The 14,542-nt window shown below is 66.4% G+C and carries 11 protein-coding genes; 4 read left to right on the forward strand and 7 right to left on the reverse strand.

The window, feature by feature from the left end:
- Positions 1 to 386 precede the first annotated feature (386 nt).
- From ACQUS8_RS11255 to ACQUS8_RS11265, 3 genes are all read right to left on the reverse strand, one after another.
- Positions 387 to 2,537 (reverse strand): alpha-amylase family glycosyl hydrolase, encoded by a 2,151-nt coding sequence (locus ACQUS8_RS11255; RefSeq protein WP_435101045.1) that lies wholly within the window; start codon positions 2,535 to 2,537, stop codon positions 387 to 389.
- 120 nt (positions 2,538 to 2,657) lie between these two features.
- Complete coding sequence (locus tag ACQUS8_RS11260; protein ID WP_435101783.1) at positions 2,658 to 3,704, reverse strand: TrmB family transcriptional regulator; 1,047 nt, start codon at positions 3,702 to 3,704, stop codon at positions 2,658 to 2,660.
- A gap of 31 nt (positions 3,705 to 3,735) precedes the next feature.
- The gene (locus ACQUS8_RS11265; RefSeq protein WP_435101047.1) at positions 3,736 to 5,760 is read right to left on the reverse strand and encodes an alpha-amylase family glycosyl hydrolase; all 2,025 of its coding nucleotides are present in this window, start codon (positions 5,758 to 5,760) and stop codon (positions 3,736 to 3,738) included.
- A gap of 105 nt (positions 5,761 to 5,865) precedes the next feature.
- Between ACQUS8_RS11265 and ACQUS8_RS11270 the strand changes: the two genes are divergently transcribed.
- Complete coding sequence (locus ACQUS8_RS11270) at positions 5,866 to 7,899, forward strand: glycoside hydrolase family 15 protein (RefSeq protein WP_435101049.1); 2,034 nt, start codon at positions 5,866 to 5,868, stop codon at positions 7,897 to 7,899.
- Here the strand turns inward: ACQUS8_RS11270 and ACQUS8_RS11275 are convergent.
- Positions 7,845 to 8,975 carry an ABC transporter ATP-binding protein gene (locus ACQUS8_RS11275; protein ID WP_435101051.1) on the reverse strand — a complete coding sequence of 377 codons (1,131 nt, stop codon included), beginning with the start codon at positions 8,973 to 8,975 and terminating at the stop codon, positions 7,845 to 7,847. The two genes, ACQUS8_RS11270 and ACQUS8_RS11275, sit on opposite strands and share 55 nt — an antisense overlap.
- 281 nt (positions 8,976 to 9,256) lie before the next feature.
- Between ACQUS8_RS11275 and ACQUS8_RS11280 the strand changes: the two genes are divergently transcribed.
- Genes ACQUS8_RS11280 through ACQUS8_RS11290 form a run of 3 tightly spaced genes read left to right on the forward strand, consistent with a single transcriptional unit; the run spans position 9,257 to position 12,556 of the window.
- On the forward strand, positions 9,257 to 10,519 hold the full coding sequence (locus ACQUS8_RS11280) for an extracellular solute-binding protein (protein WP_435101053.1): 1,263 nt from the start codon (positions 9,257 to 9,259) through the stop codon (positions 10,517 to 10,519).
- A 4-nt stretch (positions 10,520 to 10,523) separates the two neighbouring features.
- Positions 10,524 to 11,477, forward strand: a complete 954-nt coding sequence (locus tag ACQUS8_RS11285) for a carbohydrate ABC transporter permease (RefSeq protein WP_435101055.1) — start codon at positions 10,524 to 10,526, stop codon at positions 11,475 to 11,477.
- Positions 11,474 to 12,556 carry a sugar ABC transporter permease gene (locus tag ACQUS8_RS11290; RefSeq protein ID WP_435101057.1) on the forward strand — a complete coding sequence of 361 codons (1,083 nt, stop codon included), beginning with the start codon at positions 11,474 to 11,476 and terminating at the stop codon, positions 12,554 to 12,556. Before ACQUS8_RS11285 ends, ACQUS8_RS11290 begins: the two co-directional genes overlap by 4 nt.
- A gap of 100 nt (positions 12,557 to 12,656) precedes the next feature.
- Here the strand turns inward: ACQUS8_RS11290 and ACQUS8_RS11295 are convergent, their stop codons facing one another.
- From ACQUS8_RS11295 to ACQUS8_RS11305, 3 genes are read right to left on the reverse strand one after another with little or no spacing between them, the layout of a single operon-like run.
- Positions 12,657 to 13,085, reverse strand: a complete 429-nt coding sequence (locus ACQUS8_RS11295) for a low molecular weight phosphatase family protein (RefSeq protein WP_435101059.1) — start codon at positions 13,083 to 13,085, stop codon at positions 12,657 to 12,659.
- Positions 13,078 to 14,142, reverse strand: a complete 1,065-nt coding sequence (gene arsB / locus ACQUS8_RS11300) for an ACR3 family arsenite efflux transporter (RefSeq protein WP_435101061.1) — start codon at positions 14,140 to 14,142, stop codon at positions 13,078 to 13,080. The genes ACQUS8_RS11295 and arsB overlap by 8 nt, the downstream gene beginning before the upstream one ends.
- On the reverse strand, positions 14,139 to 14,531 hold the full coding sequence (locus ACQUS8_RS11305; protein WP_435101063.1) for an ArsR/SmtB family transcription factor: 393 nt from the start codon (positions 14,529 to 14,531) through the stop codon (positions 14,139 to 14,141). The genes arsB and ACQUS8_RS11305 overlap by 4 nt, the downstream gene beginning before the upstream one ends.
- Between the last annotated feature and the right edge of the window lie 11 nt (positions 14,532 to 14,542).

Here is a 14,542-nt window from a genome sequence, read left to right on the forward strand (position 1 = left end):
AGTGAGCGCCTGGATTACACGTACACACAGTCGTCATCGCACGTCCCGGAGGTGTGAATCCGGGAGCGTACATCGACTCTTCCCATCCGCGCTCTCGCGGGATGGCGCATGAATCGAACTCAACTCTTCGTTTCTCCGGCGGACACTTAACACACACGATTCGGTGTAGACACTCGAAGTGAGGTGTGCCACAATACCGGTCTCGCCTCAGAGCGTTCGGGACACTCACGCCGTCGTCGCCCGTGACCGCCGAGGAAACGCGCCGTCCCGACACGGACGAATCGGTGCACCCTGGGACCGTGGATCGGCGGGGACTCGACGACTCGGTCGAGGTTGTCCCCGCGTGCATTGAGTGTCCCGACGCCACGTTCGGTGTCGTGGGGGCCTCACCAGGTCACGCGGACGTGGCCAGTGCCGTCGCTCGGCGTCGTATACGTGTGGTTCGACCCGGACTCCCAGGTGACGTTGCCATTGCCGTCCTTGATGAGGAACTTGAACTCGATGTCGCGTCCGGCGGGGACGTTGACGTCGTAGTACCACGTGGGGTAGCTGTAGACGACCTGATTGAAGAGCGGCCCGACAGCGGATTCGGGGTCCCAGTTTCCGAGTTCGTGGACGTTCCCGGAGAGGTAGACGTTCTCCCCGGTTTCGGTCGTGGCGTCGTCGACGACGAAGCGAACGGGGACCTGGTTTCCGGAGAGGAGTTCGAAGCGCTCGAACGCCGCGCTCTGCGTGCCGGATGCGTCGGTGACGGTGACGTCGTAGAAGCCGCCGGCGACGGACGGGGCGGTGACGACGATCTCGTCGTCGCGCCACGACTGGACGGTGGCGTCGCTTGACCCGAACTGGACGCTCCCTTGTGTGCTGCCGAATCCCGCGCCGCCGATGGTCACGGTGGTGCCGGGCGTTCCGATGGTCGGGCCGACGTGGCCGATGGTCGGCGTCGTGGTGTCGCCGGCGTGTGCCCAGACGGAGACCGTCTCGGGGCCGAAGGAGAAGGTGTCTATCGAGCCATCGTCGTTCACCGTCACCTCCCAGCCGTTGAGGGCACCGCCGAGGACGTCGCCGTACGTGCCGGGTGGGAGCGCCGTCTGCAGTCCCGAGACGTCGTACCAGCTACTGCTACTCCGGTTGACGGCGACGAGAACGACGTTGTCGCCGAATTCGCGCTCGTAGATATAGACGTCGCCGTTGAGCCAGCGCTGCTGGGTGTCGCCGTAGCCGAGGGCGGGATTGGAGGCGCGGAGCGACGCGAGCGACGAGATGACGCTGTAGGCAGTCGTCGTCGTGTCGAACGCGGTCATGGACGCGCGATTCGCGGGGTTACCGGCCTCGTTCGCGCCCGTCATGTACTGCTCGGTGCCGTAGTAGATGGCGGGCGTGCCCCGCGAGGTGAGGAGGACGGCGAGCGCGATGTCGGTCGTCGTGGTGCTCGCATCGGCGGTGGTGAAGCGATCCATGTCGTGGTTGTCGATGAAGGGGACCTGGCTGACGACCTGTTGGTGGGAGTTCGCGGTCTCCTCGACGACGGAGTGGAGGCCGGTGAAGTCGTCGGTTCCGTCACGGAGGACGTCCCGGAGTTTCTGTCCGTAGCGGAAGTCGAGGAGGCTCATTCCGCTGTCGTTCGCGAACTCGTAGTAGCGTTCGCTCGTCTGGCCGGCGCTGAGGAACCACTCGCCGAAGGTGAAGACGGGCTTGTGGTCGTAGATCGTCTGGAGGAAGGTCTTCTGCCACTTCGGGGGCATGTGTTTGACGGCGTCGACGCGGATGCCGTCCACGCCGAGGTCGAGCCACTTCGTGATGGCGTCCTTGAGGTAGGTGTCGATGTAGCTCGTGGAGACATCGAGGTCGGCGAGCGCGTAGAGGTTGCGGTAGATGCCGTCCTCGTAGGTGGAGAAGTCGGTGCCGCCGTTGTGTCGGAAGTAGCCGTTCGGGTCGTTGTCGTAGTCGGCGACGAAGCTCCCGTCGTCGTAGAGCGCGCCTTCGGCCATGAAGCCGTCACCGTCCTTCTCCGTCGCGGGACTCGTGTGGTTCGGGACGAAGTCGATGATCACCTCGATGTCGTTGCTGTGGGCGACGTCGACGAGCGTGGCGAAGTCGTCGAAACTCCCGAAGTAGGGGTTCGGTCGCTTCAGGTCGCGCCCCCAGAAGCCGTGGTAGGCGGCGGAGTCGTAGTCGGGATGGATCTCGTAGACGTTCTCGAAGGGCGGCGATATCCAGAGTGCGCCGACGCCGAGGTCGGTGAGGTAACCGTCGCGTATCTTCTCGACGATGCCCTGCCAGTCGCCGCCGTGGTACTTGGTGAGGTTGTCCGGGTTGTAGAGCTCGCCTTGCGGGTTGTTCGAGGTGTCGCCGTCCCGGAAGCGGTCGGTGACCACTTGGTAGATGACCCTGTCCGTGTAGTCGACCGTCGGCGCGGTCGCGGCCGCTCGCGTCGTCTGTGTCGCGTACTGGAGGCCGGCCCCGCCCTGTGCGAGACCGATGGTTCCGAGGCCGAGCGCCTTCAGCACGTCGCGTCGTGTGGTATCGTCGGACATGCTCTAGGATTCGCGAAGTAATTTTCATTAAAACTTTCTCAAGGCTGGCGAGGGGACGCCGCGACAGCCGTCGCTCACACGTCGGGTGTCACAGAACACTCGGGACCGGGTGTGCCCGCCCTAGTCCCGATAGAGCGTGATGTCGCTGGCTTCGATGTCCTCAATGAACGCGCCGTTCCCGCCGACCGACCGCTCCCCGTCCGCCGTCTCGACGACGATACTGTGCTCGACCGGGAAGGAGTTGTTCGCGGGTTCGACAAGTCCCTGCCGGACGTCTACGACTGCGCCGTCGAACGTCGTCTGGCCGTCGTCGACGAACCGGCCGCGCCCACGCGCCCGGATGTCGTGGCCGGCGCGCTGATGGAGGGCTGCCGCGAGGACAGCGTGCCGGAAGTCGCGGAAGGTCGCGGGGAGCTCCGGCGGATCGCTGACGAACAACTCCTCGGCGGGCGGCCAGTAGTTCCCGAAGAACGACCCGACGATGACCGGGCCGAGCTCCTGCTGGGCGAACGCGATGGCGCGCGCCTCCGAGTTCGAGCGCGCCACCAAATCCGGCGGCGCGACGAGTCCCGACTCGGAATCCACAGTAACCATCGTCGGCATCGCCTGCTCCCACGCGCGGGCGACCGACGCCGCGCCCGTCACGTCAGGCATCGCGTCGGTGTCCTCGACGTCCGTCACGAGCAGGACGACGAGGACGTCGCGGTGGACGGCCGAGCGGAGCGCATCAAGCAGGCCATCGAGGCGCGAGGCAGGGACGGCAATGGTGACCTCGCTGGTCGCCCGGTCGACGAGTTGCTCGACGCGTTTCAGGACCGTGACCTGCGACTTGATGACCTCGAACTCGTCCTCGGTCGGCTGCGTCGCCGAGAAGCGCTCCTCGAGCGCCGGGCGCATCTGCTCGAGCTGTTCGTCGAGACGGACGATGACTTCCTCGGGCGGGCTGGCGCGAATCGTCGTCGGGACGACGTGGTCGTTCACCTGGACGAACCCACGCTCCTCGAGGTCCTCGCTGAGGCTGTACACGTAGCGTTTCGAGACGCCGGCGTCCTCGGCGATCGTCGCGGCTTTCGCCTCGCCGTGGTCCAAGATTGCGAGGTAGGTGTCGATCTCCTTCTCGGAAAGGCCGAACTGCGAGAGGAGGTCGGCGAGTTGAGCGTCATCCATCATCTATTGCTTGGGGTCTGGCCTCATTTAGTCACTCCGCGTGGAGAAGGACGGCGTCCGTCACGCGGCGCTCGCTGTCGCCCGCGGCGCACTCTTCGCCGGTGAGGAGGTCGGTCGTTCCGGTGGCGTCGCCGAGCCGAACCGTCGCCGGTCGACTGCCGAAGTTGAGGACGGCGACGAGCGCGTCACCGTCACCCGAGTCGCGGCGGTACGCGACGACGCGGTCGGCGTCCGGGCCGTCGACGGCTTCGACGGCGACCGGGGAGACGCTCCCGTCGGCGAGGACGTCATACTCCCGTCGCGCGGCAGTGAGGCGGCGGTGGTAGGCCGTCAACTCTCGGTCGCCGTCGTGCCACGCCATCTTCCCGCGATAGTCGGTCATCCCGCGCTCCTGCCCGTAGTAGATCATCGGCGCACCGGGGAGGGTGAAGGTCGCGGCGGCGGCGGCGCGCAGGGACGCCTCGTCACATTCGTCGAGGTAGCGGTCCTCGTCGTGGTTCTCGACGTACCGCATGTGGACGGCGTGGTCTGGGAAGCCCATGCGCGCGGACGCGTTGAGGGCGTCGAACAGTTCCGAGGCGGGCGCGTCGCCGCGGCCGATCTCGCGGAGTGTGTCGTAGAGCGAGGTGTCGTAGTGGACGGTGAACTCGCCCTCGTGGTAGAAGGGGTCGCGGGGGACCGTCTCGTCGAGCAGGAGGAAGTCATCGGGCGTGCGGTCGGCGACCTCCTTCCAGAAGCCGTGCGGGACGCCCCACGCGACGTCACAGCGGAAGCCGTCGACGACCGCGCTCCACTCGTCGACGACGGAGAGGAGGAACTCCCGAACGTCGAGCGTCCCGAAGTTCAGGTTCGGGATGCGCGACCAGTTGAAGTAGTACTGCGCGCCGACCGGGGAGTCCGCGTCGGGGATGTAGTAGTCCTCGTAGTCGGGGACGTCGCCGGCGAAGTGGTGGAAGAACGGGTGGTCGCGTGAGGTGTGATTGATGACGAGGTCGAAGATGACGCGGATGTCGTGGTCGTGGCAGGTGTCGACGAAGGACTCGAACTCGGCGCGCGTTCCGAGGTCGGAGGCGGTGTCGAAGTAGTCGGTGATGTGGTAGCCGTGTGTCGTCGGGCTTTCGAGGACGGGCGTGAGCCAGACGCAGTCGACGTCGAGCGAGTCGAGGTAGGGGACGCGGCGTTCGAGTTCCGTGAACGTCGTCTCCGGGGTGTCGCCCGCGAACGACCGGACGAATATCTCGTAGATGGTGGGCGACGCGGCCCAGTCGGGGCCGTCGTTCGGCCGGCGGACGTCGACGCGCTCGCCGTCCGTGCGGACGTCGACGTGGTCGGCGACGCCGTAGCGCTCGGCGATGGGGACGGCGTGCACGCGCAGGCGGTCGCCGAGCGCGTCGAGCGGGACGCGCGCGGTGTCGTCCTCGATATCGAGGTCGGCTGCGAGGTCGGCGCGGTCGCGGTCGTCGACGTAGAACTCGACGTCGGGTGGCGCGCCGTTCGGGGCGGCGCGGGCGTCCGCTTCCACGACGAGGGTGTCGCCGTCGACGGTGGCGTCGACGCGGATGCGCGGCCGGCCGGGTCCCTCGACGGTCATCTTCTCGCGGACGGACTGGTTGAGGTCGTCGTTCGCGCAGAAGTTGTAGTAGTGCTCGCCGGGCGGCAGGCGCTTTTCGAGGACGTAGCTGTCGCCCTCGCGGTGGGCGTGGTCGCGGCCGAGGAGTTGGTCGTTCCACGGCCCGATGACGGCGACGGAGTCGAGGTCGGACTCCGGGACGGGGAGGTCGGCGGCGGCGACTTCGAAGCGCGCGTCGACGCGCTCGTCCGGGAAGACGCGAACTGTCTGTTCGTGGTCGCCGTCCGGTGCGGCGAGTCGGAAGCGGTACGTCCCGGGGGTGTCGGGCGCGACGTCGAGGACGGGGTCGTCGGTGACGGTGACTGCGTCGTCGTCGGGGGCCTCGACGAGTGTCCACTTGTAGTCGGCGTCAGGGTCTGGCGCGCGCGGTGCGAGTTCGACTGACTCACCCACGGCGCAGAACCGTGGCGGGCCGGGCTGATGCATACCAGTGCCGTGCGAGAGGAGTAACTTGAACGTTCCCCTACTCGATTAATCTGTGAAATAGGATTATACCAAATTTTATTGCACGCTGTGTCGTCCCGTCTGACAATGCATCTTCGGGACGCGCTCGACGACTACAAACGACACCACGACGACACCACGTTCGCGGGTGAACGCCGAACGACCACCGGCCGTTTCTCCGGCATCGACGGCCGCCTCGTCCACGTCTCCCCTGACGGCGCTCTCCGCGACTTCAGCTACGCCCTCACCGGCCGCAACGGCATCGAACGCTCGCGCCTCGGCGTTCGCATCGATGACACCGTTCACTGGTTCGACGACTACGACACGAGCCAGCGCTACGACGGCACGAACGGCCTCGTCGTCACCGACCACGGCGACCTCGCGACCCAGTACGACCTCACCGTCGGTGATGGCCACGTCACGCACGTCGAAGCCCCCGAGGCCGACGCGCTCGTTGCCTACGTCGGCTTCGGGCCGGACCGACAGGAGACCCAACTCAGCCAACTCCGCACCGACGACACCGTCGAGGTGTATCACGACCGCGAACACGACTTCATCGCCGGCTCCGCCGACTTCGCGTCGCTCGGCGGCGAACCCCAACTCGACCTCGAATCGATACTCGCCCCCGAACCCGTCGAGGAGCCACGCGCCGTGCTCGGCGCACGCTACGAGACCGACCGCCTCAGCGGCGACGTCGTCGTCGGCGTCCCCATTACGGACGGCCGCGCGAGCGTCGCCACCCTCCTCAGCGACCGCACCGAAACGACACGCGAGGAGGCACAGGCCCGCGTTCGCGCACTCGCACGGGATTACGACTCGGCCGCGACGCTCCGACGTGAGGCCGAACGCCAGCACGTCGCCGACACCGACCACGTCCCCTCGTCGGCACGTACCGCCGTCGATGCCGACCTCCGTGTTCTCTCCCTGCTCTCGACGGGACGTGGTGCTCGCATCGCCGGCCCCGACTTCGACCCCTTCTACACCCACTCCGGCGGCTACGGCTACACGTGGTTCCGCGACGACGCCGAAATCTCCCAGTTCCTCCTCGCCGCCGACGACGCCTTCGACCTCGACCTCGAGGACTGGCACGAACACAGTGCCCGCTTCTACTGCGACACCCAGCGCCCCGACGGCACGTGGCCACACCGCGTCTGGCCACGCAGCGGCGCGCTCGCGCCCGGGTGGGCGAACGGCCGCATCGAGGACGGCGACGGCGTCGACTATCAGGCCGACCAGACGGGGAGCGTCGTCTCCTTCCTCGCGACCTACCGCCCGCTCGCCCCCAAGGGCCTCCGTGACGACATCGACACGACGCTCGCCGCCGCACTCGACGGCCTCGACGCGACGCTCGCGGACGACGGCCGCCCCGCCCCCTGTCAGAACGCGTGGGAGGACGCGACCGGTCGCTTCAGCCACACCGCCGCGACCTTCCTCGAAGCGTACGCCGCGCTCGCCGCCCTTCCCGGGGATGTCGTGGACACCGACCGAGCGGCGACGCGTGCCCGCACGCTCTACGACGCCCTCGATGACCTCTGGTGTCCGGAGCGCGGCATCTACGCGCTCCGGGAAGTCGACGGCGAACTCGACGACCGCGCCGACTCCGCGGCCCTCGCGCTCGCGGACGCCCACCGCGCCTACGCCCGCATTGCGGACGTCGACGCCGAGCGTCTCGACAGACTCGTCTCCCATACCGAAACCGTCTGCGAGGCGCTGTGGCGTGAGACGGACGCCGCCGCGGGACTCGTCCGCTACGAGGGCGACGGCTGGCGTCGCAGCACGCAGGACGCGGCGAAGATCTGGACGGTCTCGACAGCATGGGGTGCACACGCGACCGGCGCGCTCGCCGCGCTCCTCGACGCGCAGGACGACGGGCGCGCGGACGTGCTGGCCGCGCGCTCGCGCGACCTCCTCGCAACCCTCCTGCCGGACGGCCCGCTCGCGATGACGTCGGGCTATCTCCCCGAACAGGTATTCGACGACGGGACGCCGGACAGCGCGACGCCGCTCGGCTGGCCGCACGCGATTCGAACGGCGACGCTCGCGCTCTACGAAGAAGAACCCGTGTTTCAGGCCGAGGACGGTTCGGGCGCGCTCGCGCCGTCCCCGGAGCGACTCGACTGACTGACGGCCTCACCCGTTCGTCGGTCGAAGAGGTGGACGGCATCCTCGGAGAACGCGATGCGGACTGACTCCCCGACCGCGGGTTCGACGTCCGCGGGAACGCGCGCGATGAAGTCATCGCCGAGGTCGAGGTAGAGGTAGTTGTCGGAGCCGACCGGTTCGAGGACGTCGACGCGCGTCTGAATGGCGTGTTCGACGTCGTCGCCGACGACGGTGACGTGCTCGGGGCGGACGCCGAGCGTGTAGTCGCCCTCGGGGACGCCGGGGTTCGGGAGCGTGTACTCGAAGCTCTCGCCCTCGAGTCTGAGTCTGTCGTCGACCTGCGGGACGGCGGTGACGTCGAGGAAGTTCATCGACGGCGAGCCGACGAACCCGCCGACGAACGCGTTGGTGGGGTTGCGGTAGACGTGTTTCGGGGCGCCGACCTGCTGGAGTTCGCCGTTGTTGAGGATGACCATCCGGTCGCCCATCGTCATCGCCTCCTCCTGGTCGTGCGTGACGTAGATGGCGGTGATGTCGAGTTCCTCTTGGAGACGCTGGATCTCGGTGCGCATCGACGTGCGGAGCTTCGCGTCGAGGTTCGAGAGGGGCTCGTCGAAGAGGAAGACGTCGGGTTCGCGGACGATGGCACGCCCGAGCGCGACGCGCTGTTTCTGTCCGCCGGAGAGCTCGTCGGGGTGGTCCTCGAGCAGGTCCTCGATGCCCATCATTTCGGCCGTCTCGTACACTTGCTCGCGGCGCTGGTCCCGCGAGAGGTCGGTGCTCATCCGGAGGCCGAACTCCATGTTCTCGAAGACGGTCTTGTGCGGGTAGAGCGCGTAGTTCTGGAACACCATCGCGATGTCCCGGTCGCGCGCGTGGATGTCGGTGACGTCCGTCCCGCCGATGTGTATCGACCCGCTGGTCGGTCGTTCGAGGCCGGCGATCATGCGGAGCGTCGTGGACTTCCCGCAGCCAGAGGGGCCGACGACGGTGACGAACTCGCCGTCGTCGATGTCGATCGAGAGGTCGTCGACGGCGACGATGCGGCCGCTGTCGAACTCCTTCCGGAGGCCGTCTAACCGAACTGTTGCCATACCCCATCTGGACGTGGCGCGAAGTATAGTTCTTTCCCTGTTGTAGAAATATACGAGATATCTTTTCATCACACCAAACACTAATTATTGTTCAGCGTGATTTGGGAGCGGGTGGCGTCCGCGCAGTCGCGTCGAGCCGTCGCTCCCCTATCGCGCTTAGAGGCCGATATAGTACTGATTCGATGCCGGTGGTCGTCCCTTCGACCGTCCCACTGAACGCGTCTGGGTTCGTGGATCCGACAGATTTAAATCTATGATGAATAATTAATTCACCGTTAACCATGCCAATGGATCGCAGATCAGTGCTCCGGAACCTCGGTGTCGCAGGACTCCTCGCGTCGGCCGCGGGGTGTGCGAGCGTTCAAGAACAGGGGACGTCGACCACGAACGGGACCAGCGGAAACGAGGGGACGACGAGTGTCGACGCGGGAACGGCGACCGCATGGTTCGCGCGCCCCTCCGCCGAGGAGAAGTCGCTCCGGGAGAACCTCGCGCGCTTCAACGACCAGTCGCCACACACCATCGAAGGCTCGGACATCTCCGACCTCGGGAAGAAGACGACGAGCGCGATCCCCGCTGGCCAGGGACCCCAGACATTCGAGTGGGCGCACGACTGGGTCGGCGACTACTACCAGCGTGACTTCCTCGCCGACCAGAGCGACAAACTCTCCGTCAGCCTCGACACGTTCACGGACGCGGCCGCACAGGCCGTCCAGTTCGAGGGAGCGACCGTCGGCCTCCCGATCTCCGCGGAGACGGTCGCACTCATCTACAACAAGGAGTACGTCGACTCCCCACCCTCGACCGTCCAGGAGATGGTGTCCATCATGGAGGAACACCACGCTCCCAGCGAGGGGACGTACGGACTCAGCTACCCGCTCACCCCCTACTTCATCAGCGCGTGGGCGCAGGCGTTCGGCGGCTACATCTTCGACGTCGACAAGGACCCGATGCTCGGCATCTCGAAACCCGAGACCGTCCGCGGGTTCAAGTTCGTCATCGATACGTTCACCCCCTATATGCCCAGCGACACCACGTACGGACCGCAGGCCTCCGTCTTCTCCGAGGGGAACGCGCCGTTCGCCATCAACGGCCCGTGGTACCTCGCCACGCTCCGCGAGAAGAACCTCGACTTCGGCGTCACCACCCTCCCCAAGCCAGAGGGCGGCAACCCGAACCCCTACACGGGCATCCAGCTCTGGTACTTCTCGAAGAAGATGCGCGAGGAGACCCCCGCCACGAAGGCCGCGCGCGCCTTCATCGAGTGGTACGCGACGAACACCGACCTCCTCATGCGTATCGCCGACGCGCACGGCTTCATCCCCGTCCACAAGGAACTGGCCGGCAGCGACGACCTGCCATCGGTCGTCAAGGGCTTCTCGCAGGCCGCACAGCAGGGCACCCCGATGCCCACGCACCCGAAAGTGCAGGCCGTCTGGGACCCCGTGAAAAACGCGTTCAACACCGTTCTCAACGGCAACGCGGAGATGGAGCAGTCGATGAAGGACGCCGAGCAAACGATTCGCTCGCGGTGGGAAAACTAGGCCAATGAGTACTGTCTCCCGCGTCGTACAGCGGTTCGAGGACTCCCCGCTCGTCGAGCGGCAGGACGCCTCGCTGTTGCTCGTCCTGCCGGGGCTGTTCTTCTTCTCGGCGTTCATGTTCTTCCCGATGCTCTATCTGCTGGGCATCTCGTTCACGAACGCCCGGCCGTCGAACCTCTTCGCCGGGGGGAGCTTCCTCACGTTCGGACAGGCACAGCTCGTCGGGTTCGAGAACTACGTCGCCATCCTCACCGACCCCGCGTTCTGGAACTCCTTCGGCGTGACGTGGCTCTACGTTGCGACGAGCGTCGTGTTGAAGATCTGCCTCGGCCTCCTCATCGCGCTCGTCGTCACCGGCAAGCGCGTCCGCGGGAAGCGCTGGATGCGCGCGCTCATCATCCTCCCGATGGGTCTGCCCGCCATCTTCACCGTCACCGTCTGGCGCGGCATCTTCACCTCCGCCCAGTTCGGCCTCGCGAACCAGCTCCTCGGCACCTTCGGCGTCGAGGCCGTCGCGTGGCTCCAACAGCGCTGGCTCGCGTTCTTCGCGTACAACGTCACCGAAATGTGGCTCGCCTACCCCTTCATGGTCATCATCACCGTCAGCGCGCTCCAGGACGTCGACTCGAACCTCCACGACGCCGCGATGGTCGACGGCGCCGGCTACTTCGCGCGCCTCCGACACATCACGCTCCCGAGCATCAAACGGCCCGTGCTCTTCGCGTCGATCCTGACGGCCGCGGCCTCCTTCCAGCAGTTCCTCATCCCCTACGTCTTCAACGAGGGGGGCCCCGGCCGGACGAACGAACTCCTCATCGTCTACGGCTTCCGTGAAGCGTTCGCGCTCTCACGCTACGGGCAGGGTGCGGCCATCATGGTCGTCACCGTCCTGTTCATCGGCGTGTTCATGTGGCTGAACGTGAAGAAGGGTCGTCTCGCCGACGGGGTGGACAAATGAGCCTCCTGCGCTCAATCCGCCAGCGCGTCTGGGAGGACACCGTTCGCGTCGCGCGCTCGCCGCTCGAGACTGCCCGCGAGATACGGTACACGATTCGCGGTCTGCGTCGGGGCGAAATCCCGCCGCGCCGCGTCGCCGCGACCGTCCTCTCGACGGCCGGCGCGCTCCTCCTCGTCATGGCGCTCCTCTTCCCCATCTACTGGATCCTCCTCTCGGCGTTCTCGGGGACCGGCGGCTCCATCTACGCCTCCGGGGGCTTCCACCTCCTCCCGCGACAGCCCTCGCTGAAGCCGATGCTGTGGGTCGTCGGCGACCTCGGCATCCCGGCGTACGCCGTCACGCTATCGATCCCGTTCAGCGACCTCGCCGTCGTGTTCGGGACGCCACACATCAGCATCCTCGACGTCAGCCAGTACGGCGTCACCAACCCATCGGACTTCAAGAAATACCTCTGGAACAGCCTCACGGTCGCGATTCCGACCGTGCTACTCGCGATGTGTCTCATCGTCCCGGGCGCGTACGCGCTCTCGCGTCGCGAGTTCATCCTCCGGCGCAAACTCCTCTTCGGCTACGTCCTCTTCACGCAGGTCGGCGGCGGCCTCGGCATCGCCGCGCTCATCGCGCTCTACGCGATGTTCGTCCAGGTCGGCCTCAACAACAACAAACTCGCACTCGCCGTCTACTACGCCGCCACCGCCGTCCCGTTCAACACGTGGCTACTGAAAACCTACATGGACGGCATCCCGCCCTCCTACGAGGAGGCCGCCGTCGTCGACGGCGCGCCACCGTGGAAGGTCGTCACCGAGGTCATCCTCCCGCTCTCGACGGCGGGCCTCGCGACGGTGTTCATCTTCACCTTCCTCACCGGCTGGACCGAGTTCGTCGTCGCACAGACCCTCCTCTCCACGGACAACTACACGCTCCCGGTCGGGCTGTACGCGCTCGTCGGCGAGTACGCCATCCCGTGGGCGCGCTTCGCCGCGTTCGCCCTCGTCTTCGCCTCACCCATCGTCGTCATCTACCTCTTCGCGCAGCGCTACATCGAGGGTGGGCTCTCCTTCGGCGGCATGGAAGGCTAAAGGCGACTTCACCACCGCTTCTCCCTTTCGCACACGGTTCAGCGGCGCCGACGTGCACGCGGTCGAACAGCAAATCGTGTCTCCGGACTGGTAGGGTTGGTCAGCGAGCCGCCTCTAGCTCGTCGAAGAGGGCTGCAACGCGCTGTTCGATCTCGTCGCGAATTTGCGCGACGTCCTCGGCGGATTTGCCGTCGGGGTCGGTGAGGTCCCAGTCGCGGTTCTCGCCCGCCCACCCCGCCGGACAGACGTCTTCCGCCGAGCAGCCCATCGTGATGACGTAGTCGGCGTTCTGGATCTCCTCGAACGTCACCTCACGTGGTGTGCGCCCGGAGAGGTCGATGCCGACCTCCTGCATCGTCTCGACGACTTCCGCGTGGACGTGGTCGGCCGGGTCGGTGCCGCCGGTGACGAGTTCGATGTCGTCCTCGAGACCGCGGTCGGCGCGTTCGCGGTCGGCGAAGGCGTACGCCATCTGGGAGCGGCCGGCGTTCTGTACACAGACGAGTGCGACGGTGGTGGGGTCAGTCATTGGTTTCTGGTGTGGTGGTGTAGCTGGGAAGCGATGCGTCGTCGTCGAAGAGGGAATCCTTGGTGGCGAGTGCGACGCGAACGAGCGCGAGCATCACGGGGACTTCGATGAGCGGGCCGACGACGGTCGCGAGCGCGACGTTGCTGCCGATGCCGAAGACGGCGACGGCGACGGCGATGGCGAGCTCGAAGTTGTTCGAGGACGCCGTAAAGGCGAGACTGACGCTCTCGGTGTAGTCGAAGCCGGCGAGCGCGCTGACGCCGTACGCAATCCCCCAGAGCGCGACGAAGAAGACGAAGAGCGGAATCGCGATGAGGACGATCTGCTCGGGGTTCGAGACGATGTAGTCGCCCTTCAGCGCGAACATCACGACGACCGTGAAGAGCAACCCGAGGAGGCCGAGCGGACTGATGCGCGGGATGAAACGCCCGTAGTAGGTCTCGCGCCCGACCGTGCGGAACGCGACCTTCTGGACGAGATACCCCAGAAGGAGCGGGAGGCCGAGGAAGACGAGCACCGTCTGGGCGATGAGCCCCATCGAGACGGAGACGGTCGTCCCGCGGAGGACGGTGAGGAAGAAGAACGCGTAGGGGACGAAGAGGACGATCTGGAGGAGCGAGTTGACGCCGACACAGACCGCACACATCTCTTGGTTCCCGGCGGCGAGTTCGTTCCAGACGAGCACCATCGCGATACACGGCGCGATGCCGACGATGATGAGGCCGGTAACGAACTCCGGATGCCCACCGAGGAAGAAGACCGCCAACCCATACATCAGGAAGGGCGCGACGAGCCAGTTGAACGCGAGCGTCAGCCCGATTTCCTTCCGGGCGGTCCGCGTGACGCTCGGAATCCGGCCGTAGTCGATCTCGGCCATGATCGGGAAGATCATCACGAAGAGCCCGAGCGCGATCGGGAGACTCGTGCCGTGCCACGTGACGGCGTTCAGGACGTCCGCGACGCCGGGAGCGAAGCGCCCGAGTGCGACCCCGAGCACCATCGCGAGCCCGATCCAGACGGTGAGGTAGCGGTCGAGGATACCGAGGTCGTCGCTCACTCGGCACGCACCTCTCGATCAGCGGTCTCGAGGAGCGTCTCGGCGAGGTCGGTCGCAGTGTAGTACCGCCAGTTCCCGTCCTTGCGGCGGGTGACGAGGCCCGCGTCCACGAGGTCGGAGAGCGCGTGGCTGACGGCGCTCTCGCTGACGTCGACGAACGGGTCGAGTTCGCACACACAGAGTTCGTCGTCCGCGACGGCGAGCGCGCGCACCAGTCGATACCGCGTCTCGTTCCCGAGCACGGCGAACACCGGTCGCGCCGCGTCGTCGGCGAACGCGGCGTCGGCGAGGCCGTCGAGTTCCTCAAGCCGTTGTTCGACGTCCGCCTCACAACACTCCCCGAGTTCGTCGCGGAGGAGACTGCGCAATCGAGCTGTTGACTCGGCCATCACACGCTGAT

Origin of the sequence: Halarchaeum sp. P4 (assembly GCF_051195175.1) — an archaeon.
In the GTDB taxonomy this organism is placed as follows: domain Archaea; phylum Halobacteriota; class Halobacteria; order Halobacteriales; family Halobacteriaceae; genus Halarchaeum.

Bases quoted from the DNA above. Each gene is read 5' to 3' on its own strand.
- ACQUS8_RS11295 (WP_435101059.1), bottom strand. From the start codon at position 13,085: ATGACTGACCCCACCACCGTCGCACTCGTCTGTGTACAGAACGCCGGC.
- ACQUS8_RS11290 (WP_435101057.1), top strand. From the start codon at position 11,474: ATGAGCCTCCTGCGCTCAATCCGCCAGCGCGTCTGGGAGGACACCGTT.
- ACQUS8_RS11275 (WP_435101051.1), bottom strand. From the start codon at position 8,975: ATGGCAACAGTTCGGTTAGACGGCCTCCGGAAGGAGTTCGACAGCGGC.
- ACQUS8_RS11265 (WP_435101047.1), bottom strand. From the start codon at position 5,760: ATGCATCAGCCCGGCCCGCCACGGTTCTGCGCCGTGGGTGAGTCAGTC.
- ACQUS8_RS11255 (WP_435101045.1), bottom strand. From the start codon at position 2,537: ATGTCCGACGATACCACACGACGCGACGTGCTGAAGGCGCTCGGCCTC.
- ACQUS8_RS11285 (WP_435101055.1), top strand. From the start codon at position 10,524: ATGAGTACTGTCTCCCGCGTCGTACAGCGGTTCGAGGACTCCCCGCTC.
- ACQUS8_RS11280 (WP_435101053.1), top strand. From the start codon at position 9,257: ATGCCAATGGATCGCAGATCAGTGCTCCGGAACCTCGGTGTCGCAGGA.
- ACQUS8_RS11270 (WP_435101049.1), top strand. From the start codon at position 5,866: ATGCATCTTCGGGACGCGCTCGACGACTACAAACGACACCACGACGAC.
- ACQUS8_RS11260 (WP_435101783.1), bottom strand. From the start codon at position 3,704: ATGGATGACGCTCAACTCGCCGACCTCCTCTCGCAGTTCGGCCTTTCC.
- ACQUS8_RS11305 (WP_435101063.1), bottom strand. From the start codon at position 14,531: ATGGCCGAGTCAACAGCTCGATTGCGCAGTCTCCTCCGCGACGAACTC.